The sequence below is a fragment of the Enterobacter sp. HK-058-C-ECC genome (genome assembly GCF_047531125.1).
GTDB lineage: Bacteria > Pseudomonadota > Gammaproteobacteria > Enterobacterales > Enterobacteriaceae > Enterobacter > Enterobacter quasiroggenkampii.
The window spans coordinates 1-26,519 of the sequence record NZ_JBLKCH010000012.1; the positions used below are offsets into that span (position 1 = coordinate 1).

General features: G+C 56.7%; 21 protein-coding genes and 1 rRNA gene. 14 read left to right on the top strand and 8 right to left on the bottom strand.

What is annotated here, in order from left to right:
• The 5 genes from rrf to aceK form a co-directional block, all read left to right on the top strand.
• Window positions 1–92: ribosomal RNA gene (gene rrf / locus ACMWJS_RS19030) — 5S ribosomal RNA — on the top strand; the annotation flags it as partial.
• A gap of 223 nt (window positions 93–315) precedes the next feature.
• Window positions 316–1,245 (top strand): homoserine O-acetyltransferase MetA, encoded by a 930-nt coding sequence (gene metA, locus ACMWJS_RS19035; RefSeq protein WP_008503405.1) that lies wholly within the window; start codon window positions 316–318, stop codon window positions 1,243–1,245.
• Window positions 1,246–1,515: 270 nt separating this feature from the next.
• Entirely contained in the window at window positions 1,516–3,117 is a 1,602-nt protein-coding gene (gene aceB, locus ACMWJS_RS19040; protein ID WP_045909135.1) for a malate synthase A, read from the top strand.
• Window positions 3,118–3,148: 31 nt separating this feature from the next.
• Window positions 3,149–4,453: an isocitrate lyase gene (gene aceA, locus ACMWJS_RS19045; RefSeq protein ID WP_008503407.1), complete on the top strand. Its 1,305-nt coding sequence runs from the start codon at window positions 3,149–3,151 to the stop codon at window positions 4,451–4,453.
• 51 nt (window positions 4,454–4,504) lie between these two features.
• Window positions 4,505–6,256 (top strand): bifunctional isocitrate dehydrogenase kinase/phosphatase, encoded by a 1,752-nt coding sequence (gene aceK / locus ACMWJS_RS19050; protein WP_414747421.1) that lies wholly within the window; start codon window positions 4,505–4,507, stop codon window positions 6,254–6,256.
• A gap of 22 nt (window positions 6,257–6,278) precedes the next feature.
• Here aceK and iclR read toward each other — a convergent pair whose 3' ends face one another.
• The gene (gene iclR / locus ACMWJS_RS19055; RefSeq protein WP_074180457.1) at window positions 6,279–7,106 is read right to left on the bottom strand and encodes a glyoxylate bypass operon transcriptional repressor IclR; all 828 of its coding nucleotides are present in this window, start codon (window positions 7,104–7,106) and stop codon (window positions 6,279–6,281) included.
• Window positions 7,107–7,299: 193 nt separating this feature from the next.
• Here iclR and metH point away from each other — a divergent pair, with 193 nt between their 5' ends.
• Window positions 7,300–10,983: a methionine synthase gene (metH, locus tag ACMWJS_RS19060; protein WP_414747422.1), complete on the top strand. Its 3,684-nt coding sequence runs from the start codon at window positions 7,300–7,302 to the stop codon at window positions 10,981–10,983.
• Window positions 10,984–11,099: 116 nt separating this feature from the next.
• Entirely contained in the window at window positions 11,100–12,731 is a 1,632-nt protein-coding gene (locus ACMWJS_RS19065; protein ID WP_048226411.1) for a Na/Pi cotransporter family protein, read from the top strand.
• Here ACMWJS_RS19065 and ACMWJS_RS19070 read toward each other — a convergent pair.
• A complete protein-coding gene (locus tag ACMWJS_RS19070; protein WP_021242718.1) occupies window positions 12,728–13,015 on the bottom strand; it encodes an addiction module antidote protein in 288 nt (95 codons plus the stop codon). The genes ACMWJS_RS19065 and ACMWJS_RS19070 overlap by 4 nt on opposite strands.
• 6 nt (window positions 13,016–13,021) lie before the next feature.
• Window positions 13,022–13,324 (bottom strand): type II toxin-antitoxin system RelE/ParE family toxin, encoded by a 303-nt coding sequence (locus tag ACMWJS_RS19075; RefSeq protein ID WP_023293553.1) that lies wholly within the window; start codon window positions 13,322–13,324, stop codon window positions 13,022–13,024.
• A gap of 197 nt (window positions 13,325–13,521) precedes the next feature.
• On the opposite strand from ACMWJS_RS19075, the gene rluF reads away from it, so the two are divergent.
• Window positions 13,522–14,394, top strand: a complete 873-nt coding sequence (gene rluF / locus ACMWJS_RS19080) for a 23S rRNA pseudouridine(2604) synthase RluF (RefSeq protein WP_008503414.1) — start codon at window positions 13,522–13,524, stop codon at window positions 14,392–14,394.
• Here the strand turns inward: rluF and ACMWJS_RS19085 are convergent, their stop codons facing one another.
• The 3 genes from ACMWJS_RS19085 to lysC form a co-directional block, all read right to left on the bottom strand.
• Window positions 14,395–14,667, bottom strand: a complete 273-nt coding sequence (locus tag ACMWJS_RS19085) for a DUF3811 domain-containing protein (protein ID WP_014830263.1) — start codon at window positions 14,665–14,667, stop codon at window positions 14,395–14,397.
• 50 nt (window positions 14,668–14,717) lie between these two features.
• The gene (gene panS, locus ACMWJS_RS19090) at window positions 14,718–15,662 is read right to left on the bottom strand and encodes a ketopantoate/pantoate/pantothenate transporter PanS (protein WP_045909140.1); all 945 of its coding nucleotides are present in this window, start codon (window positions 15,660–15,662) and stop codon (window positions 14,718–14,720) included.
• Between the two features lie 93 nt (window positions 15,663–15,755).
• On the bottom strand, window positions 15,756–17,105 hold the full coding sequence (gene lysC / locus ACMWJS_RS19095; protein WP_045909145.1) for a lysine-sensitive aspartokinase 3: 1,350 nt from the start codon (window positions 17,103–17,105) through the stop codon (window positions 15,756–15,758).
• A gap of 374 nt (window positions 17,106–17,479) precedes the next feature.
• Between lysC and pgi the strand changes: the two genes are divergently transcribed.
• The 6 genes from pgi to psiE all read left to right on the top strand — a co-directional run bounded on the left by pgi (window position 17,480) and on the right by psiE (window position 23,875).
• Complete coding sequence (pgi, locus tag ACMWJS_RS19100; RefSeq protein WP_414747423.1) at window positions 17,480–19,129, top strand: glucose-6-phosphate isomerase; 1,650 nt, start codon at window positions 17,480–17,482, stop codon at window positions 19,127–19,129.
• A 367-nt stretch (window positions 19,130–19,496) separates the two neighbouring features.
• On the top strand, window positions 19,497–19,739 hold the full coding sequence (yjbE, locus tag ACMWJS_RS19105; RefSeq protein ID WP_008503423.1) for an exopolysaccharide production protein YjbE: 243 nt from the start codon (window positions 19,497–19,499) through the stop codon (window positions 19,737–19,739).
• 63 nt (window positions 19,740–19,802) lie between these two features.
• On the top strand, window positions 19,803–20,441 hold the full coding sequence (locus tag ACMWJS_RS19110) for a YjbF family lipoprotein (protein ID WP_024906676.1): 639 nt from the start codon (window positions 19,803–19,805) through the stop codon (window positions 20,439–20,441).
• Window positions 20,438–21,175, top strand: a complete 738-nt coding sequence (locus tag ACMWJS_RS19115; RefSeq protein WP_082142179.1) for a capsule biosynthesis GfcC D2 domain-containing protein — start codon at window positions 20,438–20,440, stop codon at window positions 21,173–21,175. The genes ACMWJS_RS19110 and ACMWJS_RS19115 overlap by 4 nt, the downstream gene beginning before the upstream one ends.
• Window positions 21,175–23,271 carry a YjbH domain-containing protein gene (locus ACMWJS_RS19120; protein ID WP_414747424.1) on the top strand — a complete coding sequence of 699 codons (2,097 nt, stop codon included), beginning with the start codon at window positions 21,175–21,177 and terminating at the stop codon, window positions 23,269–23,271. The genes ACMWJS_RS19115 and ACMWJS_RS19120 overlap by 1 nt, the downstream gene beginning before the upstream one ends.
• A gap of 193 nt (window positions 23,272–23,464) precedes the next feature.
• The gene (gene psiE / locus ACMWJS_RS19125) at window positions 23,465–23,875 is read left to right on the top strand and encodes a phosphate-starvation-inducible protein PsiE (protein ID WP_000202963.1); all 411 of its coding nucleotides are present in this window, start codon (window positions 23,465–23,467) and stop codon (window positions 23,873–23,875) included.
• A gap of 97 nt (window positions 23,876–23,972) precedes the next feature.
• On the opposite strand, the gene malG is transcribed toward psiE, so the two are convergent.
• Both malG and malF read right to left on the bottom strand, forming a co-directional pair.
• A complete protein-coding gene (gene malG / locus ACMWJS_RS19130) occupies window positions 23,973–24,863 on the bottom strand; it encodes a maltose ABC transporter permease MalG (RefSeq protein WP_008500077.1) in 891 nt (296 codons plus the stop codon).
• A gap of 14 nt (window positions 24,864–24,877) precedes the next feature.
• A complete protein-coding gene (gene malF / locus ACMWJS_RS19135) occupies window positions 24,878–26,422 on the bottom strand; it encodes a maltose ABC transporter permease MalF (RefSeq protein WP_048030187.1) in 1,545 nt (514 codons plus the stop codon).
• Between the last annotated feature and the right edge of the window lie 97 nt (window positions 26,423–26,519).

Here is a 26,519-nt window from a genome sequence, read left to right on the forward strand (position 1 = left end):
CCACCTGACCCCATGCCGAACTCAGAAGTGAAACGCCGTAGCGCCGATGGTAGTGTGGGGTCTCCCCATGTGAGAGTAGGGAACTGCCAGGCATCAAATAAGAAGAACCCCGTACCGTAAGGTGCGGGGTTTTTTGCTTTTGTTTTCTCCCTCTCCCTGTGGGAGAGGGATGGGGTGAGGGCATCAAACCGCACCATCCTCTCCTTGAAACTTTCTCACCTTCTGCTTGCAGACTCGACATTCAAACCATTTCTGGGTATCGTTAGCTGTCTGGATGTCTAAACGTTTATACGTATGCTGTGAGGATACAAAGCTATGCCGATTCGGGTGCAGGACGAGCTACCAGCCGTCAATTTCTTGCGTGAAGAAAATGTCTTTGTGATGACGACTTCACGTGCGACAGGTCAGGAAATTCGCCCGCTGAAGGTGCTTATTCTCAATCTGATGCCCAAAAAGATCGAAACAGAAAACCAGTTCCTGCGTCTGCTGTCGAACTCCCCGCTGCAGGTCGATATTCAACTGCTGCGAATCGACGCCCGTGAGTCACGCAATACGCCTTCTGAGCATCTGAACAACTTCTACTGCAACTTTGATGACATTCAGGGTGAAAACTTCGACGGTCTGATTGTGACCGGCGCGCCGCTGGGCCTGGTGGAATTTAACGATGTCGCTTACTGGCCGCAGATCAAACAGGTTCTGGAGTGGGCAAAAGATCACGTCACGTCCACGCTGTTTGTCTGTTGGGCGGTACAAGCCGCACTGAATATTCTCTATGGCATCCCCAAGCAAACCCGCACTGAAAAGCTCTCCGGCGTATACGAACACCATATTCTCCATCCCCATGCGTTGCTGACGCGAGGGTTTGATGATTCTTTCCTGGCTCCGCATTCTCGCTACGCTGACTTCCCGGCCCAGCTGATTCGTGATTACACCGATCTGGAGATTCTGGCCGAAACGGAAGATGGGGACGCTTACCTGTTTGCCAGTAAAGATAAGCGCATTGCCTTTGTGACCGGACATCCTGAGTACGATCCGCACACCCTTGCGTCAGAATATTTCCGTGATGTCGAAGCGGGTCTGAACCCGGATGTCCCGTACAACTATTTCCCGAAAGACGATCCGCAAAACAAACCGAGAGCGACCTGGCGCAGCCACGGGAATTTGCTTTTTACTAACTGGCTCAACTATTACGTCTACCAGATAACACCATACGATCTGCGTCACATGAATCCAACGCTGGAGTAATTGTCTGCACTAAACGATCCTAAAGCGTTTCAGCTATTCAAATCAGGCACCTTCGGGTGCCTTTTTTATTTCCGAAATGTCACTCATCATTCTTTAAAACTTTAATTTCAATAAAATCAATCAATTAATTGCAATTTATAATTAAAATGGAAATTGTTTTTGATTTTAGAAAAAATAGAGATAGTCTTAATTCTGCTGAGCGAAAACTACCCAACGATCTTTCGTTCGCATCGGGAGCGTGATTTTGGATCTTTGATGAGGAGCAGAGTAATGACTCAACAGGCAACGACGGTCGATGAACTGGCCTTTACCCAGCCGTATGGCGAGCAAGAACAGCAAGTTTTGACGGCAGAAGCGGTAGAATTTCTGACTGAACTGGTGACCCGCTTTACGCCGCAGCGCAATAAACTGCTGGCGGCACGTATTCATCAGCAGCAGGAAATTGATAACGGCAAGTTGCCTGGTTTCATTTCGGAAACCGCTTCCATTCGTCGTGGCGAGTGGAAAATCCGCGGCATCCCTGAAGATTTACAGGATCGCCGCGTCGAGATCACCGGTCCGGTAGAGCGCAAAATGGTGATCAACGCCATGAACGCCAACGTTAAGGTCTTTATGGCCGATTTTGAAGACTCGCTGGCACCGGACTGGCGTAAGGTCATCGACGGACAGATCAACCTGCGTGACGCCGTAAACGGCACCATCAGCTATACCAACGAAGCCGGCAAAATATACCAGCTTAAACCGAACCCGGCGGTACTGATCTGTCGCGTGCGCGGGCTGCACCTGCCGGAAAAACATGTCACCTGGCGTGGTGAAGCCATTCCGGGAAGCCTGTTTGATTTTGCGCTCTATTTCTTCCACAACTACAAAGCTCTGCTGGCGAAGGGCAGCGGCCCATATTTCTATCTGCCTAAAACGCAGGCCTGGCAGGAAGCGGCCTGGTGGAGCGAAGTCTTCAGCTATGCGGAAGATCGTTTCAACCTGCCACGCGGCACTATCAAAGCCACCCTGTTGATTGAAACGCTGCCTGCCGTGTTCCAGATGAATGAAATTCTGCACGCTCTGCGTGACCACATTGTCGGCCTGAACTGCGGACGCTGGGACTATATTTTCAGCTACATCAAAACGCTGAAAAACTATCCCGATCGCGTACTGCCGGATCGCCAGGTCGTGACCATGGATAAACCGTTCCTGAGCGCCTACTCGCGTCTGCTGATCAAAACCTGCCACAAGCGCGGTGCCTTCGCGATGGGCGGCATGGCGGCCTTTATCCCGAGCAAAGATGCTGAGCGCAACAATCAGGTGCTCAACAAGGTGAAAGCCGACAAAGAGCTTGAAGCACGTAACGGCCATGACGGGACGTGGATCGCGCATCCGGGTCTGGCCGATACGGCGATGGACGTCTTCAACCGCGTGCTTGGCGACAATAAAAACCAGCTGTTTGTCACGCGTGAAGACGATGCCCCAACGGCTGAAGAACAGCTGCTGGCCCCGTGCGCGGGCGAACGGACGGAAGAGGGGATGCGGGCCAATATCCGCGTTGCGGTGCAGTACATCGAAGCGTGGATCTCCGGCAACGGCTGCGTGCCGATCTACGGCCTGATGGAAGATGCTGCGACGGCGGAGATCTCACGTACCTCTATCTGGCAGTGGATCCACCATCAAAAAACGCTCAGCAACGGCAAGCCGGTGACCAAGTCCCTGTTCCGCCAGATGCTGGCCGAAGAGATGCGGGTGATCCAGGACGAGCTGGGCGAACACCGCTTCAGCAGCGGACGCTTTGACGACGCTGCGCGCCTGATGGAGCAAATCACCACATCAGATGACTTAATCGACTTCCTGACCCTGCCGGGCTACCGCTTCCTGGCGTAACTCACCACATAACAATATGGAGCATCTGCACATGAAAACCCGTACCCAACAAATCGAAGAATTAAAGAAAGAGTGGACACAACCTCGCTGGGAAGGCATCCGCCGTCCGTACAGCGCGGAGGACGTGGTGAAATTACGCGGCTCGGTCAATCCGGAATGCACGCTGGCGCAAAATGGCGCGGCTAAAATGTGGAAGCTGCTGCACGGTGGTTCCAAAAAAGGCTACATCAACAGCCTCGGTGCGCTGACCGGCGGTCAGGCCCTGCAGCAGGCGAAGGCCGGTATTGAGGCTATCTACCTCTCCGGCTGGCAGGTGGCGGCGGACGCCAACCTGGCCTCCAGCATGTACCCGGATCAGTCACTCTATCCGGCTAACTCCGTGCCGTCGGTCGTGGATCGGATCAACAACACCTTCCGTCGAGCGGATCAGATCCAGTGGGCGGCGGGCATCGAACCTAACGATCCGCGCTTTATTGACTATTTCCTGCCGATCGTTGCAGATGCGGAAGCGGGCTTCGGCGGCGTGCTAAACGCCTTTGAACTGATGAAATCGATGATTGAAGCCGGTGCAGCGGCCGTTCACTTCGAAGATCAGCTGGCGTCAGTGAAGAAGTGCGGACATATGGGCGGTAAGGTGCTGGTTCCCACACAGGAAGCGGTTCAGAAGCTGGTTGCCGCGCGTCTGGCTGCTGACGTGCTCGGCGTGCCGACGCTGGTCATTGCCCGTACCGATGCCGACGCGGCTGACCTGATCACCTCTGACTGCGATCCGTACGACAGCGAGTTCATCACCGGCGAGCGTACCAGTGAAGGTTTCTATCGTACCCACGCGGGTATCGAGCAGGCGATCAGCCGCGGTCTGGCGTACGCGCCGTACGCGGATCTGGTCTGGTGTGAAACGTCCACGCCGGATCTGGCGCTGGCAAAACGCTTTGCTGATGCCATTCATGCGAAGTACCCGGGCAAACTGCTGGCCTACAACTGCTCGCCGTCCTTCAACTGGCAGAAAAAGCTGGATGACAAAACGATCGCCAGCTTCCAGCAGCAGCTGTCCGACATGGGCTACAAATACCAGTTCATTACTCTGGCAGGCATCCACAGCATGTGGTTCAACATGTTCGACCTGGCGCACGCCTATGCGCAGGGTGAGGGCATGAAACACTACGTTGAGAAGGTACAGCAGCCGGAATTTGCGGCGGGCAAAGATGGTTATACCTTTGTCTCTCACCAGCAGGAAGTGGGCACCGGCTACTTTGATAATGTGACCACGATTATTCAGGGCGGCACCTCCTCCGTCACCGCCTTGACGGGTTCAACGGAAGAAGCACAGTTCTAATCTTTTCCCCCTCTCCCCCCTGGGGAGAGGGTTGGTGGTGAGGGGGAATATATGTCGCGTGGTCTGGAATTACTGATTGCCCAAACTATTTTGCAGGGCTTCGATGCCCAGTATGGTCGTTTTCTTGAAGTGACCTCCGGCGCGCAGCAGCGCTTCGAACACGCAGACTGGCATGCGGTTCAGCAGGCCATGAAGCAGCGTATCCATCTTTATGACCACCACGTGGGTCTGGTGGTGGAGCAGTTGCGCTGTATTACCGACGGTAAAAGTCCGGACGCGGAATTTTTACTGCGCGTAAAAGAGCATTACACCCATTTGTTACCCGACTACCCGCGCTTCGAGATTGCGGAGAGCTTTTTCAACTCCGTCTATTGCCGGTTATTTGACCACCGCTCATTATCTCCTGAGCGGTTATTTATCTTCAGCTCCCAGCCCGAGCGACGCTTTCGTACCATTCCGCGTCCGCTGGCGAAAGATTTCTTCCCCGATCGCGGATGGGAAAAGCTCCTGCACCGCGTGCTGACGGATCTGCCGCTGCGCCTGCCCTGGGAGAATAAAACCCGGGATATCGGGTATATCCACGCCCATCTCAAGGAAGCCTTCGGCGCGGAGGAGCTCAGCCACAGCCATTTGCAGGTGGCCAACGAGCTTTTCTACCGCAATAAAGCCGCCTGGCTGGTGGGCAAACTGGTTACGCCGACGGCCATTGTGCCGTTTCTGCTGCCCATTCACCGCACCGACGGCGGGGAACTGTTTGTCGATACCTGCCTGACCACCAGCGCCGAGGCCAGCATCGTGTTTGGCTTCGCCCGCTCCTACTTTATGGTCTATGCCCCGTTACCTGCCGCGCTGGTGGAGTGGCTGCGCGAGATCCTGCCGGGCAAAACCACCGCCGAGCTGTATATGGCTATTGGCTGCCAGAAGCACGCTAAAACGGAAAGCTACCGGGAATACCTGCGTTATGTCACTACCGCTGATGAGCAGTTTATCGAAGCGCCCGGCATTCGCGGCATGGTGATGCTGGTGTTTACGCTGCCGGGCTTTGACCGGGTCTTTAAGGTGATTAAGGACAGATTCGCGCCGCAGAAAGAGATGACCGCCGCGCACGTTCGCGCCTGCTACCAGCTGGTTAAGGAGCACGACCGCGTCGGGCGCATGGCGGATACTCAGGAATTCGAAAACTTTGTGCTGGATAAGCAGCAGGTCGATCCGGCACTCATGGCGCTTTTACTGCAGGAAGCACCTGCCAAAATCACCGATCTTGGCGACAAGATCGTCATTAGCCATCTCTACATTGAAAGACGTATGGTGCCGCTGAATATCTGGCTGGAGCAGTCCGATGGTCAGGCTTTAAGAGATGCGATTGAAGAGTACGGCAACGCGATTCGCCAGCTTGCCGCCGCCAATATCTTCCCGGGCGATATGCTGTTTAAAAACTTCGGCGTCACCCGTCACGGTCGGGTGGTGTTCTACGATTACGACGAAATTTGCTACATGACCGAGGTGAACTTCCGCGATATCCCACCGCCCCGCTACCCGGAAGATGAGCTTTCCAGCGAGCCGTGGTACAGCGTTTCGCCGGGCGATGTGTTTCCCGAAGAGTTTCGCCACTGGCTGTGCGCCGATCCGCGTATCGGGCCGCTATTCGAAGAGATGCATGCCGATCTGTTTCGCGCCAGCTACTGGCGCGGACTGCAAACGCGGATCAAAAATGGGCATGTCGAAGATGTGTATGCATACCGCCGCAAGCAGCGGTTTTGCATCCGCTTTTCTCCCTCTCCCTGTGGGAGAGGGCCGGGGTGAGGGCATCAGGCCGCACTCAATTTTAACGAATCCCACCGTACGCCAGCGTCACTTCTTTCGCCGCCTTAATCACCAGCGCACCCAGCTCAGTGACCCGATCGTCGGTCATACGCGAAATCGGCCCGGAGATAGAGATGGCGGCAAACGGCTCGCGGTGCTCGTCAAAAATACAGGCTGCGATACAGCGCAGGCCGAGGGCGTGCTCCTCGTCGTCAAACGAATAGCCGCGCTTGCGGGTCAGGGCCAGATCTTCTTTCAGATGCACGGGCGACACCAGGGTAGCGTGAGTATAGGCGTGCAGCCCTTTACGGTGCAGCAGCCCCGTCACCTGCTCCTCGCTCAGCTGCGAGAGAAATGCTTTCCCCGCCCCGGAGGCATGCATCGGCAGCTTACCGCCAATCGGCGCGGACATGCGCATCAGCTGCGTGCACTGTACCTGGTCGATGATAATCGCCTGGTGATCGCTCTGGTCCAGCACCGCCAGGTTTACGGTCTCTCCGGACTCCTCCATCAGCTTGCGCAGAATCGGGTGCACAATCGCCAGCAGGTTGCGGCTCTGCAGGAAGCTGCTGCCCACGATAAACGCATGCGCGCCCACCGCCCAGTGTCCCAGCTCGCCCACCTGGCGGACAAAACCCAGCTGCTGCATGGTGGTCAGCAGGCGGTGTGTTGTGGAGTTCGGCAGGCCAGCCTGCTGGGCCAGCTCCGTCAGGGCCACGCTGCTGTGCGACTCGGCTATCCACTCCAGCAGCTTCAGACCGCGCGTGAGCGATTGAACCTGTCCGCCCTGTTGTGCAGCGGTGGTGGCAGCAGGTTTTCTGCCGCGTTTAGCGGGAACGGTCGCGACCATGACGATCTCCTTTTTCTGTATCGTGGAAATCATTTTCGTTTTATTTGGCGAATTTGCAACCGTTATCCTGACTGATCGGAGGAGTGATGGTGAACATGTCTCATGTTCCCGCTGAGCGGCTTTTCCACCCTGCGAGATTGTGCCAGTATGGAACGCAGCCTTTTGGCCTTGTTGAGCGTTGTCGGGAGCAAGTGTGAGCAGCAAAGTAGAGCAACTGCGTGCGCAGTTAAATGAACGAATTCTGGTGCTGGACGGCGGCATGGGCACCATGATCCAGGGCTATCGCCTGAGTGAAGACGATTTCCGCGGCGAACGCTTTGCCGACTGGCCCTGCGACCTGAAAGGGAACAACGACCTGCTGGTGCTCAGTAAGCCGTCCGTGATTAAAGATATCCACAACGCCTACTTCGAAGCGGGTGCGGATATCGTTGAAACCAACACCTTTAACTCGACAACCATCGCCATGGCGGATTACCAGATGGAATCCCTGTCGGCGGAAATCAACTTTGAAGCCGCGAAGCTGGCGCGCGCCTGCGCCGACGAGTGGACGGCCCGCACGCCGGATAAGCCGCGCTACGTTGCCGGGGTGCTTGGCCCGACGAACCGCACCGCGTCGATTTCACCGGACGTCAACGACCCGGCGTTTCGTAATATCACCTTTGACCAGCTGGTTGCGGCCTACCGGGAATCGACCAAAGCGCTGGTGGAAGGCGGTTCCGATTTGATCCTGATTGAAACCGTCTTCGACACCCTCAACGCCAAGGCCGCGATTTACGCGGTGAAAGAGGAGTTCGAGGCGCTGGGCGTTGACCTGCCGATCATGATTTCCGGCACCATCACCGACGCCTCCGGCCGTACCCTGTCCGGCCAGACCACCGAAGCGTTTTATAACTCCCTGCGCCACGCCGACGCGCTCTCCTTCGGCCTGAACTGCGCGCTGGGTCCGGATGAACTGCGCCAGTACGTACAGGAGCTGTCGCGCATCGCGGAATGCTACGTCACCGCGCACCCGAACGCCGGTCTGCCAAACGCCTTCGGTGAATACGATCTGGATGCCGACACCATGGCGGCACAAATCCGCGAGTGGGCCGAGTCTGGATTTCTGAACATCGTCGGCGGCTGCTGCGGCACCACGCCGGAGCACATCGCGGCCATGAGCAACGCCGTCGCCGGGCTGCCGCCGCGCAAGCTGCCCGAGCTGCCGGTTGCCTGTCGCCTCTCCGGCCTTGAGCCGTTGACCATTGGTGAAGACAGCCTGTTTGTGAACGTAGGTGAGCGTACGAACGTCACCGGTTCCGCGAAGTTTAAACGCCTGATCAAAGAAGAGAAGTACAGCGAAGCGCTGGACGTTGCCCGCCAGCAGGTGGAAAGCGGCGCGCAGATAATCGATATCAACATGGATGAGGGGATGCTCGACGCCGAAGCGGCGATGGTGCGTTTCCTCAACCTGATTGCCGGTGAGCCGGACATCGCCCGCGTGCCGATCATGATCGACTCCTCCAAATGGGACGTGATCGAGAAGGGGCTGAAGTGCATTCAGGGTAAAGGCATCGTCAACTCCATCTCCATGAAAGAGGGCGTTGATGTCTTCATCCACCACGCGAAGAGGGTCCGCCGCTACGGTGCCGCCGTGGTGGTCATGGCCTTTGACGAAGTGGGCCAGGCCGATACCCGCGCGCGTAAAATTGAGATTTGCCGCCGCGCGTACAAAATACTGACCGAAGAGGTGGGCTTCCCGCCGGAAGACATCATCTTTGACCCGAACATCTTCGCCGTGGCGACCGGTATCGAAGAGCACAATAACTACGCCCAGGACTTTATCGGCGCGTGCGAGGACATTAAGCGCGAGCTGCCGCATGCCCTCATCTCCGGCGGCGTGTCGAACGTCTCGTTCTCGTTCCGCGGTAACGACCCGGTGCGTGAAGCGATCCACGCCGTGTTCCTCTACTACGCCATCCGCAACGGGATGGACATGGGGATCGTTAACGCCGGCCAGCTGGCGATTTACGACGGCCTGCCTGCCGAGCTGCGCGACGCGGTGGAAGACGTGATCCTCAACCGCCGCGACGATGCCACCGAACAGCTGCTGGATTTGGCAGAAAAATACCGCGGCAGCAAGTCGGATGACGCAGCCAACGTTCAGCAGGCCGAGTGGCGTGCCTGGGACGTGAAAAAGCGTCTGGAATATTCGCTGGTAAAAGGCATCACCGAGTTTATCGAGCAGGACACCGAAGAGGCGCGTCAGCAGTCAGCCCGCCCGATTGAAGTGATCGAAGGGCCGCTGATGGACGGCATGAACGTGGTAGGCGATCTGTTCGGTGAAGGCAAAATGTTCCTGCCACAGGTGGTGAAATCCGCCCGCGTGATGAAGCAGGCCGTGGCGTACCTGGAGCCGTTTATCGAGGCCAGCAAAGAGAAAGGCTCCAGCAACGGCAAGATGGTCATCGCTACCGTCAAGGGCGACGTGCACGACATCGGCAAGAATATCGTCGGCGTGGTGCTGCAATGTAATAACTACGAGATTATCGACCTCGGCGTGATGGTCCCGGCGGATAAAATCCTCAAGACCGCGCGCGAAGTGAATGCCGATTTGATTGGCCTCTCCGGGCTGATCACCCCGTCGCTGGACGAGATGGTTAACGTGGCGAAGGAGATGGAGCGTCAGGGCTTCACCATTCCGCTGCTGATTGGCGGCGCGACCACTTCTAAAGCGCACACGGCGGTGAAAATCGAGCAGAACTACAGCGGGCCGACGGTGTACGTGCAGAACGCCTCGCGTACGGTGGGCGTGGTCTCCGCGCTGCTCTCTGACACCCAGCGCGACGAGTTTGTTGAGCGCACCCGCAAAGAGTACGAAACCGTTCGCATCCAGCACGGGCGCAAGAAACCGCGCACCCCGCCAGTTTCACTCCAGGCGGCGCGTGATAACGATCTGGCGTTTGACTGGTCGAGCTATACGCCACCGGTCGCGCATCGCCTGGGCGTTCAGGAAGTCAGCGCCAGCATCGAAACGCTGCGCAACTACATCGACTGGACGCCGTTCTTTATGACCTGGTCGCTGGCGGGCAAATATCCGCGCATCCTGGAAGATGAGGTGGTAGGTGAGGAGGCGAAACGCCTGTTTAAAGATGCCAACGACATGCTCGACAGACTGAGTGCTGAGAAAACCCTTAACCCGCGCGGCGTCGTGGGGCTGTTCCCGGCCAACCGCGTGGGCGACGACATCGAAATTTACCGCGATGAAACCCGCACTCACGTACTGGCGGTCAGCCGCCATCTGCGTCAGCAAACCGAGAAAGTGGGCTTTGCCAACTACTGCCTGGCCGATTTTGTCGCGCCGAAGCTGAGCGGTAAAGCCGACTATATTGGCGCCTTTGCCGTGACCGGCGGTCTGGAAGAAGATGCCCTGGCGGACGCGTTCGAAGCGCAGCACGACGATTACAATAAAATCATGGTGAAAGCGATAGCCGACCGCCTGGCGGAAGCCTTCGCCGAGTACCTGCACGAGCGCGTGCGTAAGGTGCACTGGGGCTACGCGGCGAATGAAAACCTCAGCAACGAGGAGCTGATCCGCGAAAACTACCAGGGGATTCGTCCGGCACCGGGCTATCCGGCCTGCCCGGAGCACACCGAAAAGGGCACGATCTGGCAACTGTTGGACGTCGAAGCCCATACCGGGATGAAGCTCACCGAGTCGTTCGCCATGTGGCCGGGTGCGTCAGTTTCAGGCTGGTACTTCAGTCATCCGGACAGCAAGTACTTTGCCGTGGCGCAGCTGCAGCGCGATCAGATTGAAGATTACGCCCTGCGCAAAGGGATGAGCGTATCAGAAGTCGAGCGCTGGCTGGCCCCGAACTTAGGCTACGACGCCGACTAACGTCACTTTTCCTTACAACAAACAAGGCACCTCAAGGGTGCCTTGTCTCTTTCTTACGCTTAACCCCTTATACTAAACCTATGGAAAACGAATAATGATAAGGAGGAAGACCTTCCGTGCTGACCCTGTTACATCTGCTCTCTGCAGTTGCACTGCTCGTATGGGGCACCCATATCGTCCGTACCGGCGTGATGCGCGTTTTTGGCGCCCGTTTACGTACCGTTCTCAGCAGTAGCGTTGAGAAGAAGCCGCTCGCCTTCTGCGCGGGCATTGGCGTAACGGCACTGGTTCAGAGCAGCAACGCCACAACCCTGCTTGTCACCTCCTTTGTGGCGCAGGATCTGGTGGCGCTGGCCCCGGCGCTGGTCATTGTGCTGGGGGCTGATGTGGGTACCGCGCTGATGGCGCGTATCCTGACGTTTGACCTCTCCTGGCTGTCGCCGCTGCTGATTTTTGTCGGCGTCATCTTCTTCCTCGGCCGCAAACAGACGCGGGCCGGCCAGCTTGGACGCGTGGGCATTGGCCTGGGGCTGATTCTGCTGGCGTTGGAGCTGATTGTGCAGGCGGTCACCCCGATTACCGAGGCCAACGGCGTTCAGGTCATCTTCGCTTCCCTGACCGGGGACATCATGCTCGACGCGCTGATTGGCGCGGTGTTTGCCATCGTCAGCTACTCCAGCCTGGCCGCCGTGCTGCTGACGGCCACGCTCACCGCCGCCGGGGCGATCTCCTTCCCGGTCGCGCTGTGTCTGGTGATCGGTGCCAACCTCGGCTCTGGCCTGCTGGCGATGCTCAATAACAGCGCCGCCAACGCTGCCGCCCGCCGCGTGGCACTCGGTAGCCTGCTGTTTAAGCTGGTGGGCAGCCTGATTATCCTGCCCTTTATCCATCCGCTGGCGAACCTGATGGACAACCTCCCGCTGCCGAAGGCGGAGCTGGTGATCTATTTCCACGTGTTCTACAACCTGGTGCGCTGCCTGGCGATGATCCCTTTTGCCGGGTCGATGGCCCGCTTCTGCGAACGACTCATTCAGGACGAACCGGAGCTGGATGCGCGCCTGAAGCCGAAGCATCTGGATACCTCCGCGCTGGACACCCCGGCGCTGGCGCTGGCGAATGCCGCACGTGAGACGCTGCGCATGGGCGACGCGATGGAAACCATGCTCGAAGGCCTGCAAAAGGTAATGCACGGCGAGCCGCGGGAGGAGAAAGAGCTGCGCAGACTGGCGGACGATATCAACGTGCTCTATACCGCCATTAAGCTCTACCTGGCGCGCATGCCGCAGGACGAGCTGGCGGAGGAGGAGTCCCGCCGCTGGGCGGAAATCATTGAGATGTCGCTCAACCTTGAGCAGGCCTCCGATATCGTTGAGCGCATGGGCAGCGAGATCGCCGATAAGTCGCTGGCCGCACGCCGGGCGTTCTCCGTTGAAGGCCTGAAGGAGCTGGAAGCGCTGCACGAGCAGCTGGTCAGTAATTTGAAGCTGGCGATGCTGGTCTTCTTTTCCAGCGACGTCCCGAGCGCGCGCCGCCTGCGCCGCAACAAGCATCGATTCCGCATTCTTAACCGCCGCTACTCGCACGCCCACGTTGAGCGTCTGCATCAGCAAAACGTGCAAAGTATCGAGACCAGCTCACTCCACCTCGGACTGCTGGGCGATATGAAGCGCCTTAACTCGTTGTTCTGTGCGGTGGCCTACAGCGTGATGGAACAGCCGGATGAAGATGACCAGCGGGATGAGTATTAATCCCCGGCGTGTTTGAGTGTTAGCCCAAAACCCAATGCTTTCATGACCGCGAGCGTGGTTTTGAGCGTTGGGTTTCCTTTATCACTGAATGACCGATAAAGCTGCTCACGTGATAAACCGGTTTGCTGTGAAATGTTCGACATGCCTTTGGCTCGCGCGACAACACCAAGGGCTTTAGCGATATATGTCGAGTCGCCTGTTTCTAGTGCATCAGCGATAAACACGGCGATTTCCTCGTCATCCACCAACGCGTTGGCGGGATCGTAAGGTGTTAATTTATGCATGCTCATTCACTCCTGCCATTGGGATACATTGCTCAGCATTTTTGCCATCAGTATGTCTCTGGCCTGGCTGCTTTTGTCACCACCACATAACAGCACGATGATGTAATTGCCCTGGTCTTTAAAATAGATTCTGTAGCCCGGACCAAAGTGGATCCTTAGCTCACTTATACCTTCTCCCACGGGTTTAACGTCGCCCGCTAAGCCATTTGCCAACCGAAAGAGGCGGGAAGCGATAATGGTCTTCGCTCGTCGATCTTTTAAGTTTTGCTCCCAGCGTCGGAAGGATTCTGTCTGAACAATCTCCTTCATATTACTCCCCGTAATTTATAAACTACAAACACTTCTCCATGGAGAGTGAAACTAAAAGGCTTGAACACATGGGTAAATGACAGGACGCAAAATCCTGAAAGCGTCTCGCAAACTTAAAAACCCGTCTCAGTTACCGTCGGCTAATCTTTTTTTCCAGTCCATACCTAAGGTATATTTCGCCCTTAACAGGAGAAACTATGCTGCCAACTCAATCAACCCGATTAAACAAATACATCAGCGAGAGCGGGATCTGCTCACGTCGCGAGGCGGACCGTTACATTGAACAAGGTAATGTGTTCCTCAACGGCAAACGCGCCACGATTGGTGACCAGGTGATGCCTGGCGACGTGGTTAAAGTGAATGGTCAGCTCATCGAACCGCGTGATGCCGAAGACCTGGTGTTTATCGCGTTGAACAAACCGGTTGGGATTGTCAGCACCACGGAAGATGGCGAGCGGGACAACATCGTTGATTTCGTGAACCACAGCAGCCGTATCTTCCCGATTGGCCGTCTGGATAAAGACTCTCAGGGGCTGATTTTCCTCACCAACCACGGCGATCTGGTCAACAAGATCCTGCGTGCCGGTAACGATCACGAGAAAGAGTACATTGTGACGGTGAATAAGCCGGTCACGGACGACTTTATTCGCGGTATGGGCGCCGGTGTGCCGATCCTAGGTACCGTTACGAAAAAGTGTAAGGTGAAGAAAGAAGCGCCGTTTGCGTTCCGTATTACCCTTGTGCAGGGCTTAAACCGCCAGATCCGCCGCATGTGCGAATACTTCGGTTATGAAGTGACGAAGCTGGAGCGCACGCGCATCATGAACGTCAGCCTGTCCGGCATTCCGCTGGGCGAATGGCGCGACTTAACGGACGACGAACTGATCGAGCTGTTCAAGCTTATCGAGAACTCCTCGTCCGAAGCGAAGCCGAAGGCCAAAGCAAAACCGAAAACCCAGGCGATTAAACGTCCGGTCGTGAAGGCACCGCAGGCGGAAGAGAAAGGACGCGGCAAACCGGGCAATGGGAAGCGATTTACCCAGCCTGGCCGTAAAAAGAAAGGGCGCTAGCTAGCGCCTTCCACGGGTAGAGGTATTGGCCGACCAGGAAAAGGTCGTTTCGGTATCCGGCTTGTAAGCCTGCTGCTTTTTCAGTTTGCGGGCTTTTTTCGCCTCGGCGTCACGCTGCGCCATCAGTTTGTCGATGTACTCTTTTTTCACCTGATTGGTTTCGGCGTTGGTCAGCGTACGGCCATGCGCGATGCGGGCGCGGTCGAGAAGCGTTTTCAGTTCGCGCTGCTCGGCTTCCGTCATGTCTTTCTGGGTCAAACGTGGTGTCGCCATTGCTGAAGCCTCCTGAGAGAGAGGCTTCAGTGTAAAGCAAGCAGAGTCAATTAACCCTGCTTCACCGCATCTTTTTTCGTTTGTTCCTCAATCGGTTTGCCGGACCAGTATCCCGCCAGCAGCGAGCCGGAGAGGTTATGCCAGACGGAGAACAGCGCACCCGGCAGGGCCGCCAGCGGCGAGAAGTAGATTTTACCGAGCGCCGCCGCCAGGCCGGAGTTCTGCATCCCTACCTCGATTGCCAGCGTGCGGCAGGTCGATTCGTCGAAGCCAAACAGTTTCCCGCCCCAGTAGCCGCCCAGCAGGCCAATGGTGTTATGCAGCACCACCGCGACGATCACCACAAAGCCTACGGAAGCAATGTGCGAGGCGGAGCCCGCCACCACGGCGCTGATGATGGCCAGAATACAGACCATCGAAAATGCGGGTAGGTATGGCTCAACGGCCTTCACCACGCGCGGGAAAAGATGGTGAATGACCAGCCCCAGCGCAATCGGGATCACCACGATTTGCAGAATGCTCAGCAGCATGCCCATCACGTCCACCTGAATATGCGCATCTACGTACAGGCGGGTTAACAGCGGCGTGGCAATCACGCCCACCAGCGTGGAGACGGACGAGATAGTGACGGAGAGCGCCACGTCGCCTTTCGCCAGATAGATCATGACGTTGGACGCCGTGCCGCTGGCCACGCTGCCCACCAGCACCATCCCGGCGGAAAGGTCGGGCGGCATCTTAAAGGCCATCGCCAGTAGCCACGCCGCGAGCGGCATCACCAGGTAGTGCAGAAATATTCCTGCCGCGACGGGCGCAGGGCGAGACAGCACGCGTTTGAAGTCGTCGACTTTCAGATGCACACCCATACCGAACATGATCAACATCAGCAGCGTGGTGACCCATGGACCAATACCGGTGAACGTGGTGGGCGTGTAATACGCGAGTACGGAGAGCAGCAGCGCCCATAACGGGAACAGCCGCGTAATAGCGGATAACATAATGGATTCCTTGCAGTATTGTCGTGTTGTTTAGTTATAAAAAAGCCGGGTCTGTGCCCGGCTTATAGGTATTATTTATCGTGCTAACGAATTTTATTCAAACAAATTCTGATGAAGCTTCTGCACGACCTGCTCGGCCTGATCGGCTGGCACCAGGAAGCAGAGGTTATAGCTGGACGCACCGTAGCAAATCATGCGGATGTTGAACGGGTCGAGCACGCCAAACACCTCTTTGCCCACGCCGCAGGCGCGTGACAGCTTGTTACCGATGATGGCAACCAGCGCCAGGTCTTCTTCGACTTCCACGCGGCACAGTTCAGACAGCTCAATCAGCAGCGACTGCGTCAGCAGGGTATCACCGGTTGAGGTAGAACCGGTGGTGTCCAGCGTCAGCGCAATGCTCACTTCAGAGGTGGTGATCAGATCCACGGAGATGTTGTGGCGCGCCAGAATGCCAAACACTTCCGCCAGGAAACCGCGGGAGTGCAGCATATTGTGGCTGTGCAGCGTCACCAGCGTCTGGCGACGGCGCAGGGCCAGGGCGCGGAACAGCGGCGGGTTTTCCGTTTTCTTACAGACCAGCGTGCCGCCCGCTTTTGGATCTTTACTGGAGCCGACAAAGACCGGAATATCGCTGCGCACAGCAGGCAGCAGCGTTGCCGGGTGCAGCACTTTCGCGCCGAAGGTGGCCATTTCCGCCGCTTCTTCAAACGCGATCACATCAATACGTTTCGCCGCAGAAACGACGCGCGGGTCGGTGGTGTAAATACCCGGAACGTCAGTCCAGATATCCACGCGCGTGGCATGCAGGGCCTCGCCCAGCAGCGCGGCGGTGTAGTCGCTGCCGCCACGGCCAAGCGTGGTGGTGCGGCCCTTCGCTTCACTGCCGATAAAGCCCTGGGTGATCACGATGCCGTCTGCCAGACGCGGGGCCAACTGCTGATTGGTCAGCTCGGCCAGTGCTTCAACGTCCGGCTCGGCGCGGCCAAAGCGGTCGCTGGTGCGCATCACTTTACGCACGTCAAACCACTGCGCCTGAATGTTACGCTCGCGCATGATTTCAACAAACAGCAGGGTGGACATCAGCTCACCGTGGCTGACCAGCTCGTCGGTCAGGGCGGTGGAGGTGGCCAGCGAGGCGGCTTCGGCCAGGGTGGTGATGTTTTCCAGCAGACGTTCCACTTCCTCGCGGATGACGTTCGGGTTCTGCAGACGCTCAAGAATGTCGAACTGAATTTTGCGCAGTGCATCCAGCTTCACGAAACGTTCTGTCGCTTCCAGTCCTTCAGACAGAGAAACCAGCAGGTTCGTCACGCCGGCAGAGGCAGACAGCACCACCAGGCGGGTATTCGGATCGGCCAGCACCACATCGGCGCTGCGGTTCATGGCATCGTAATCGGCCACACTGGTGCCGCCAAATTTGGCGACCACAAAACTCGTCATAACAACCTCGTGTCAGGGAATGAATAAGCGACCTTGGCACAAGAGTGAAACGAAAACAGGTGCAGGCGCAAAATACGGCCCTATAAATAAAATGCGGGGGAGGTCCTGTCAATGCTGGGATTATGCGGATTTTTTATGGGGGGGTACCCCTGAGAAACAGGACTTATAACAGGGCCAGATTTTATGCTCCGTTTTAGGGCATTTTGACCGACATTTCACCGCTCCTGGAAGGCGCTTCAGCAGCTATACTTTTCGGGTCTTTTCACCTGTGTTTGATGCAGGCCAGGGCAATGGCATAAAAACCATCACAATTTTTATTTGCAGGCGCTACAATCGACCGCAGTCACAATTCTCAAATCAGAAGAGTATTGCTAATGAAAAACATCAACCCAACGCAGACCGCTGCCTGGCAGGCACTCCAGAAACATTTTGATGAAATGAAAGACGTCACCATCGCGGATCTGTTCGCGAAAGATGCCGATCGTTTCAACAAGTTCTCCGCGACTTTCGACGACCTGATGCTGGTGGATTTCTCTAAAAACCGCATTACCGAAGAGACGCTGGCAAAACTGCAGGATCTGGCGAAAGAAACCGAGCTGGCGGACGCCATCAAATCCATGTTCTCCGGTGAGAAGATCAACCGCACCGAAGACCGTGCCGTGCTGCACGTCGCTCTGCGTAACCGTAGCAATACGCCAATCATCGTTGACGGCAAAGACGTCATGCCGGAAGTGAACGCGGTGCTGGAAAAGATGAAAACCTTCTCCGAAGCGATCATCTCCGGTAGCTGGAAAGGCTACACCGGCAAAGCTATCACCGACGTGGTAAACATCGGTATCGGCGGTTCTGACCTCGGCCCGTTCATGGTGACCGAAGCGCTGCGTCCGTACAAAAACCACCTCAATATGCACTTTGTGTCTAACGTCGACGGTACCCACATTGCCGAAGTGCTGAAGAACGTGAACCCGGAAACCACCCTGTTCCTGGTTGCGTCTAAAACCTTTACCACCCAGGAAACCATGACCAACGCCCACAGCGCGCGCGACTGGTTCCTGAAAACCGCGGGCGACAACAAGCACGTGGCGAAACACTTCGCGGCGCTGTCTACCAACGGTAAAGCCGTCAGCGAGTTCGGTATCGACACCGCGAACATGTTCGAGTTCTGGGACTGGGTTGGTGGCCGCTACTCTCTGTGGTCTGCAATTGGCCTGTCCATCATCCTGTCCGTGGGCTTCGACAACTTCGTTGAGCTGCTCTCCGGCGCGCACGCGATGGACAAACACTTCTCCACCACCGCACCAGAGAAAAACCTGCCGGTACTGCTGGCGCTGATCGGGATCTGGTACAACAACTTCTTCGGCGCTGAAACCGAAGCGATCCTGCCGTACGACCAGTATATGCACCGCTTTGCTGAGTACTTCCAGCAGGGCAACATGGAATCCAACGGTAAATACGTTGACCGTAATGGCAACGCGGTGGACTACCAGACGGGCCCAATCATCTGGGGCGAGCCGGGTACTAACGGCCAGCATGCTTTCTACCAGCTGATTCACCAGGGCACCAAAATGGTACCGTGCGATTTCATCGCGCCGGCTATCACCCATAACCCGCTGTCCGATCACCATCCGAAGCTGCTGTCCAACTTCTTCGCCCAGACCGAAGCGCTGGCGTTCGGTAAATCCCGCGAGGTGGTAGAGCAGGAATACCGCGACCAGGGTAAAGATCCGGCCACGCTGGACCACGTTGTCCCGTTCAAAGTGTTCGAAGGCAACCGTCCAACCAACTCCATCCTGCTGCGCGAAATCACGCCGTTCAGCCTGGGTGCGCTGATTGCTCTGTACGAGCACAAAATCTTCACGCAGGGCGCGATCCTGAACATCTTCACCTTTGACCAGTGGGGCGTTGAGCTGGGCAAACAGCTGGCAAACCGTATTCTGCCAGAGCTGGGTGATGATAAAGCGATTACCAGCCATGACAGCTCGACCAATGGTTTGATCAACCGTTATAAAGCATGGCGTGCGTAATTAAAACGTCATGAAAACGTGCCGGCTTAATGCCGGCATTTTTTTATCGGATAATTCCTGATGTCTGTTAGTTAACTCAAATTCTGGTTCTGAGTTTAATCCGAAAAAGACGCTTAACCCGTTAATTGCTGCGGTTTATTTTAAGAAAATACGCAGAAGTCAGTTAATATCGCTATATTATAACTTATTGATTTTTATTGGTTATGTATTTTCCTGTTTTTCCTTTCATTTCGATTTTATCCATTAGTCCGAAAACCCTCTCCCTATTTCCCCTTACGGCAAACCCGCGGCAGTAGTTGTGTATACTCGATTCCGCCTGAAATTCTTTTCGGGCAAATCTCCATTCATTCATTGAAGGGAAATTGTTATGAAGAAAGTACTGTATGGCATTTTTGCCATATCTGCGCTTGCGGCGACATCTGTCTATGCAGCTCCGGTTCAGGTCGGGGAAGCGGCAGGGTCGGCTGCGACGTCTGCGTCTGCGGGGAGTTCTACCGCAGCCAGCGCCAGCACCGTAAGTTCAGCCGTGGGTGTCGCGCTGGCGGCAACCGGTGGCGGTGATGGCTCCAACACCGGAACCACGACCACCACGACAACCAGCACCCAGTAATAGCGGGTGTTTTAATCATAACCACACTTCGGTGTGGTTATTTCGCCCCTTCGGAGAAGAGTCGTGAAGCGACCTGCAATCATTCTGATTTGCCTGCTGCTGCAGGCGTGCTCGGCCACCACTAAGGGGCTGGGAAACTCACTGTGGGAAAGCCTGTTCGGCACACCGGGCGTGCATCTGACCGATGACGAACTTCAGAACATGCCCTATGCCAGTCAGTACATGCAGCTTAACGATGGCCCGCAACTGTTTGTGGTGCTCGCTTTCGATGAAAACGGGCAGCAGAAATGGGTGACGCAGGATCAGGCCACCATCGTGACGCAGCATGGCCGTATCGTGAAAACCCTGTTGGGCGGCGATAACCTGCTGGAGGTGAATAATATCGCCGACGACCCGCTGATCAAGCCGAACCAGATCGCCGACGGCGCAGGCTGGACGCGCACGATGGGCTGGACCGAACACAAGCAGGTGCGTTACGCCACGGCACGCTCGACCTTCCGCTGGGACGGCACCGACAGCGTGAAAGTCGGCAGCGACGAAACGCAGGTTCGCGTGCTGGATGAAGAGGTCACCACCGACCAGGCCACCTGGCATAACCGCTTCTGGATCGACGAGGAAGGGCAGATCCGTCAGTCCTTACAGTATCTCGGTGCCGGTTTCTTCCCGGTCAAAACCACCCTGATCAAGGCGGCGAAATCATGAAAACGCTCATTCACGTTGCGCTTATCGCCAGTTTTGCCGCGCCGCTGGCATGGTCCGCCGGGACAGTAAAGGTCTACACGCCGGACAGTGAAAAACCCAAAACCTTAACCCACGCCGAACACCTGCTCGATCTTGTCGGACAGCCAAGGCTCGCCAACAGCTGGTGGCCAGGCGCGGTCATCGCTGAACGGCAGAAGACCGTGGAAGCGGAACAGCAGCACAAGGCGCTTCTTGCCAGGCTAACGGGACTCGCGGAACAGGAAGATGGCGACGACGCGGCGGCCATTAATAGCGTCCGTCAGCAACTGCAGGCGCTGAAGGTGACGGGCCGACAGAACGTCAATCTTGACCCGGATGACGTGCGCGTCACGGAAAACGGCAACCCCACGCTGGAAGGGGACTATACGCTCTGGCTTCCGGCGAAGCCGACGACGGTGACCGTGATGGGGCTTATCAGCAGCCCGGGTAATAAGCCCTTTACCCCCGGTCGTGACGTGGCGAGCTATCTCGACGAGCAGAGTCTGCTGAGCGGCGCGGATAACAGCTACGCCTGGGTGGTTTACCCTGACGGCCACACGCAAAAAGCCCCTGTCGCTTACTGGAATAAGCGTCATATCGAACCCATGCCGGGCAGCATTATTTTTGTCGGTTTTGCCGACCATTTCTGGACGAAGGCGTATGACGGGCTTAACGCCGATATCCTTCACTCCCTGATTCAGCGGATACCGGAATAATGAAAAGAACCTATCTCTACAGCATGCTGGCGCTCTGCGTGAGTGCCGCCTGCCATGCAGAAACGTATCCGGCACCCATTGGCCCGTCTCAGTCAGACTTCGGCGGCGTCGGTTTACTGCAAACGCCCACCGCGCGTATGGCGCGCGAAGGGGAAATTAGCCTTAACTACCGTGATAACGACCAGTATCGCTACTACTCGGCGTCGGTGCAGCTGTTCCCGTGGCTTGAAACCACGCTGCGCTATACCGACGTACGGACGAAACAATACAGCAGCGTCGAGGCGTTCTCAGGCAATCAGACCTACAAAGATAAAGCCTTCGACGTCAAGCTGCGCCTGTGGGAAGAGAGCTACTGGATGCCGCAGGTCTCCGTGGGCGCCAAAGATATCGGCGGTACCGGCCTGTTTGACGCGGAATACATCGTGGCCAGCAAGGCCTGGGGGCCGTTCGACTTCTCGCTCGGTCTGGGATGGGGCTATCTCGGCACCAGCGGCAACGTGAAAAACCCGTTTTGCTCCTACAGCGATAAATACTGCTATCGCGATAACAGCTACCAGAAAGCGGGCTCCATCAACGGTGACCAGATGTTCCACGGTCCGGCGTCACTGTTTGGCGGCGTTGAATATCAGACGCCCTGGCAGCCGTTACGCCTGAAGCTGGAGTACGAGGGGAATGACTACTCGCAGGACTTCGCCGGGAAGATTGAGCAGAAGAGCAAGTTTAACGTCGGCGCCATTTATCGCGTCACCGACTGGGCCGACGTTAACCTCAGCTACGAGCGCGGCAATACGGTGATGTTTGGCTTCACGCTGCGCACCAACTTTAACGACATGCGGCCGCACTACAATGATAACGCGCGGCCTGCATACCAGCCGGAGCCGCAGGATGCGATTCTGCAGCACTCCGTGGTGGCAAACCAGCTGACGCTGCTGAAATACAATGCCGGTCTGGCGGATCCAAAAATTCAGGTGAAAGGCGATACGCTGTACGTCACCGGCGAGCAGGTGAAATACCGCGACTCGCGTGAAGGGATCGAACGCGCCAACCGGATCATTATGAACGATCTCCCGGACGGGATCCGCACGATCCGCGTGACGGAGAATCGTCTCAACCTGCCGCAGGTGACGACGGAAACGGATGTTGCCAGCCTTAAGCGCCACCTGGAGGGTGAACCGCTTGGGCATGAAACCGAGCTGGTACAAAAACGCGTTGAGCCGATCGTGCCGGAGACCACCGAGCAGGGCTGGTATATCGACAAGTCGCGCTTCGATTTCCATATCGATCCGGTGCTGAACCAGTCCGTCGGCGGGCCGGAAAACTTCTACATGTATCAGTTGGGCGTCATGGCGACGGCGGATCTGTGGCTCACCGACCACCTGCTGACCACCGGCAGCCTGTTCGGCAACATCGCCAACAACTACGACAAGTTCAACTACACCAATCCGCCAAAAGACTCGACGCTGCCGCGCGTGCGTACCCGCGTGCGTGAGTACGTGCAGAACGATGCCTACGTGAATAACCTGCAGGCCAACTACTTCCAGTACTTCGGCAACGGCTTCTACGGCCAGGTGTACGGCGGGTATCTGGAAACCATGTACGGCGGCGCGGGGGCAGAAGTGCTTTATCGTCCTGTCGACAGCAACTGGGCGTTCGGGATTGATGCCAACTACGTCAAACAGCGTGACTGGCGCAGCGCCCAGGACATGATGAAGTTCACCGACTACAGCGTCAAAACCGGCCACCTGACCGCCTACTGGACGCCGTCGTTCGCGCCTGACGTGCTGGTGAAAGCCAGCGTCGGCCAGTACCTGGCGGGCGACAAGGGCGGCACGCTGGACATCTCCAAACACTTCGACAGCGGCGTCGTGGTGGGCGGCTACGCCACCATCACCAACGTCTCGCCGGACGAGTACGGGGAAGGGGACTTCACCAAAGGGGTTTACGTGTCGATTCCGCTGGATCTCTTCTCGTCAGGCCCAACCCGCAGCCGCGCGGCCATCGGCTGGACGCCGCTGACGCGCGATGGCGGTCAGCAGCTTGGACGTAAGTTCCAGCTGTACGACATGACCAGCGATAAGAACATTAACTTCCGCTGATGCCCCTCACCCTAACCCTCTCCCCAAAGGGGCGAGGGGATCGATCGGTTTTGTGTTGATCCCCTCGCCCCTTTGGGGAGAGGGCCGGGGTGAGGGGAATCCTCTCCGGTGCGCTAAACATAAACAAAAAATATAGATCTCCGTCACATTTTTGCGTTATACAGAAACCTCGCCCTGGAGAATGAGGTGCTGTATGACATCCCTGACTCGCCCGCGCGTTGAGTTTATCTCAACTATCCTCCAGACCGTGCTGAACCTCGGTCTGTTGAGCCTTGGCCTGATACTGGTCGTCTTTTTGGGTAAGGAGACGGTGCATCTGGCGGATGTGCTGTTTGCCCCTGAACAAACCAGCAAATATGCGCTGGTGGAAGGACTGGTGGTCTACTTTCTCTACTTTGAATTTATCGCCCTAATTGTGAAGTATTTTCAGTCCGGCTTTCACTTCCCGTTGCGTTATTTTGTCTACATCGGGATCACCGCGATTGTGCGGCTGATCATCGTCGATCATAAATCCCCGCTCGACGTGCTGATCTACTCGGCGGCGATCCTGCTGCTGGTGATCACCCTCTGGCTGTGTAACTCGAAGCGGCTGAAACGCGAATAAAAAAATGGCGGCCCGGAGGCCGCCTAACAACAGTCACAAGTTGGGTCAATACAATACGTCTAAAGTTGAGGGTTGCAGTGGCATAACAAAATGAAACTTAACCTTTCACACCGCCCGCCGTCAGGCCGTTGACCAGCCAGCGCTGCGCTAGCAGGAACACCACGGTAATCGGGATGGCAGAGAGTACGGCCGCCGCGGCAAAGTCGCCCCACAGGTAGTTTTGCGGGTTGAGGTATTGCTGCATACCCACGGCCAGGGTGTAGCTGTTCACATCACGCAGTAACAGTGAGGCAACCGGTACTTCGGTGATCGCAGCGATAAACGACAGGATAAACACCACCGCCAGAATCGGCACCGACAGCGGCAGCAGCACCAGGCGGAACGCCTGCCACGGGGTAGCCCCATCCAGCGCGGCCGCTTCTTCCAGCGAACCGTCGATGGTTTCGAAATAGCCTTTAATGGTCCACACATGCAGTGCGATACCGCCAAGGTAGGCGAAGATCACGCCGCCGTGGGTGTTCAGACCGATAAACGGAATGTACTGGCCCAGGCGGTCAAACAGGGCGTACAGCGCCACCAGCGACAGCACCGCCGGGAACATCTGGAAAATCAACATCCCTTTCAGCAGCGTCGCTTTGCCCGGGAAACGCATACGGGCAAAGGCGTAAGCGCAGGTGGTGGACAGCGCTACGATACCGATCGCAGTAATGCCTGCGATTTTCACCGAGTTCCACAGCCACAGCAGCACCGGGAACGGCGGCGGCGTGACGCGACCATCCGCGTGCTCCACGCTGAAGCCCAGCGCGAGCTTCCAGTGCTCCCAGGAGATTTCGTCCGGGATCAGGCTCCCGGTGGCGAAGTTACCCGAACGCAGGGAGATAGCGATAACCATCAGCAGCGGGAACATGATTGCCGCGATAAAAATCAGCAGGCCTAAATGCGTCGCCAGGAGGCGCAGTTTCTGAGATTTGGGTTGTACCATAGCCATGTTCAGTGCCCTCCTTAGTCAAATTTCATACGCGTGGCTTTCAGGTTCACTATCGCCAGTGCGCCTACCAGCAGGAAGATCAGGGTGGCAATCGCCGCCGCCAGACCGAAGTCCTGACCGCCGCCGCCTTCGAAGGCGATACGGTAGGTGTAGCTCACGAGCAGGTCGGTATAGCCTGCCGGCGTGGTGGTGCCCAGGCGGTCCGGGCCGCCGTTGGTCAACAGCTGAATCAGCACGAAGTTGTTAAAGTTAAAGGCGAAGCTGGCAATCATCAGCGGGGTGAGCGGCTTGATGAGCAGCGGCAGCGTAATCTTAAAGAAGTTCTGGAACGGGCCCGCACCGTCCATCGCCGAAGCTTCGTACAGGTCATCCGGGATGGCCTTCAGCAGCCCCATGCACAGGATCATCATGTACGGATAGCCCAGCCAGGTATTGACGATGATGATCATCGAGCGGGCGGTAGTTGGGTCGCTGAACCAGGCCGGTTTGATGCCGAACAGCGCGCTCAGCATCATGTTGATTTCACCGAAGCTCTGGTTAAACAGCCCTTTGAAAATCAGAATCGAGATAAACGACGGCACGGCATACGGCAGAATCAGCAGCACGCGGTAGATCGCTTTGCCCTTCAGGGATTCCCACTGGACAAGACAGGCCAGCACCATGCCCACGGCCACGGTGAGGATCACGGTCAGTACGGAGAAGACCACCGTCCAGACGAAGATGGCGAAGAACGGTTTCTGAATGCCTTCGTCGGTAAACACGCGGGTAAAGTTGTCCCAGCCGATGGTGACGGTGTAGCCCGGGCTGAGTTTGTCATCACCCCATTTGCCGTCGGCAGTAATGGACTGATAGAAACCAATGTCGTTATTCGGACGATATTTCACACCGCTCTGGTTGTTGGTCAGCGTGCCGTCATCCGCCAGGGTATAGAGCGGTTGGGTGCCTGAGAACTGGCGCAGCGAGCTCATGATCACTTTGCTTTCGTCCGGCAGCACGGCGGTGAGCTGGGTCAGCGCCTGACGGTTCTGGGTAATGACGCGCAGGTTGGCACGTTCACCTTCCGGCAGGGCTTGCGCCTCTTTTAAGGCCAGCTTCTGCTCGCCGCCAAATTTGAAGGCGTCAGAGACATAGTATTTCCCGCTTGCTTCATCAGTGAGCGCTAACTTCCACTCGTTGCCTGCAGGATAGAGGCCGAAGTTAAAGGTCTTGCCTGCCTGGTATGAGCGGTCCAGCAGGACCTGCTGCGCGCGTTCCTGCGCAAGCTGGTTGGTGCTGCTGTAGTTGGTAAACGCAATGGCGACGGTACAAATCAACGGGAACAGGACAAACAACCCCATCCCGGCCACGCCAGGGTAGACATAGCGCCAGGCGTAGGCTTTACGGTTGGCGAAAATATACAGGCCAGCAGAGCTTAAAATCAGCGTCATGATGGCGAACAGATATTCCCCTTGTACGTACATTAAAACAACAAGGTAACCCACCAGCAGGCACAGCAGACCGATCGCTGACCACTTCAGCGCGTCGCTTTGCCACCAGCGTTTCTTTTTAATGACATCCATGGGGTTCTTCCTCTACAACGGTGGAATCTTATCGTCAGGTGGCGCGTGCGTTTACCTGACCTACGGATCGTGCCGTAGTCGTAGGGCGGGTAAGCGC

Excerpts from the sequence above, each read along its gene's own strand:
- metA (WP_008503405.1), top strand. The coding sequence starts at position 316 with ATGCCGATTCGGGTGCAGGACGAGCTACCAGCCGTCAATTTCTTGCGT.
- aceB (WP_045909135.1), top strand. The coding sequence starts at position 1,516 with ATGACTCAACAGGCAACGACGGTCGATGAACTGGCCTTTACCCAGCCG.
- aceA (WP_008503407.1), top strand. The coding sequence starts at position 3,149 with ATGAAAACCCGTACCCAACAAATCGAAGAATTAAAGAAAGAGTGGACA.
- aceK (WP_414747421.1), top strand. The coding sequence starts at position 4,505 with ATGTCGCGTGGTCTGGAATTACTGATTGCCCAAACTATTTTGCAGGGC.
- iclR (WP_074180457.1), bottom strand. The coding sequence starts at position 7,106 with ATGGTCGCGACCGTTCCCGCTAAACGCGGCAGAAAACCTGCTGCCACC.
- ACMWJS_RS19070 (WP_021242718.1), bottom strand. The coding sequence starts at position 13,015 with ATGCATAAATTAACACCTTACGATCCCGCCAACGCGTTGGTGGATGAC.
- ACMWJS_RS19075 (WP_023293553.1), bottom strand. The coding sequence starts at position 13,324 with ATGAAGGAGATTGTTCAGACAGAATCCTTCCGACGCTGGGAGCAAAAC.
- rluF (WP_008503414.1), top strand. The coding sequence starts at position 13,522 with ATGCTGCCAACTCAATCAACCCGATTAAACAAATACATCAGCGAGAGC.
- ACMWJS_RS19085 (WP_014830263.1), bottom strand. The coding sequence starts at position 14,667 with ATGGCGACACCACGTTTGACCCAGAAAGACATGACGGAAGCCGAGCAG.
- panS (WP_045909140.1), bottom strand. The coding sequence starts at position 15,662 with ATGTTATCCGCTATTACGCGGCTGTTCCCGTTATGGGCGCTGCTGCTC.
- lysC (WP_045909145.1), bottom strand. The coding sequence starts at position 17,105 with ATGACGAGTTTTGTGGTCGCCAAATTTGGCGGCACCAGTGTGGCCGAT.
- pgi (WP_414747423.1), top strand. The coding sequence starts at position 17,480 with ATGAAAAACATCAACCCAACGCAGACCGCTGCCTGGCAGGCACTCCAG.
- yjbE (WP_008503423.1), top strand. The coding sequence starts at position 19,497 with ATGAAGAAAGTACTGTATGGCATTTTTGCCATATCTGCGCTTGCGGCG.
- ACMWJS_RS19115 (WP_082142179.1), top strand. The coding sequence starts at position 20,438 with ATGAAAACGCTCATTCACGTTGCGCTTATCGCCAGTTTTGCCGCGCCG.
- ACMWJS_RS19120 (WP_414747424.1), top strand. The coding sequence starts at position 21,175 with ATGAAAAGAACCTATCTCTACAGCATGCTGGCGCTCTGCGTGAGTGCC.
- psiE (WP_000202963.1), top strand. The coding sequence starts at position 23,465 with ATGACATCCCTGACTCGCCCGCGCGTTGAGTTTATCTCAACTATCCTC.
- malG (WP_008500077.1), bottom strand. The coding sequence starts at position 24,863 with ATGGCTATGGTACAACCCAAATCTCAGAAACTGCGCCTCCTGGCGACG.
- malF (WP_048030187.1), bottom strand. The coding sequence starts at position 26,422 with ATGGATGTCATTAAAAAGAAACGCTGGTGGCAAAGCGACGCGCTGAAG.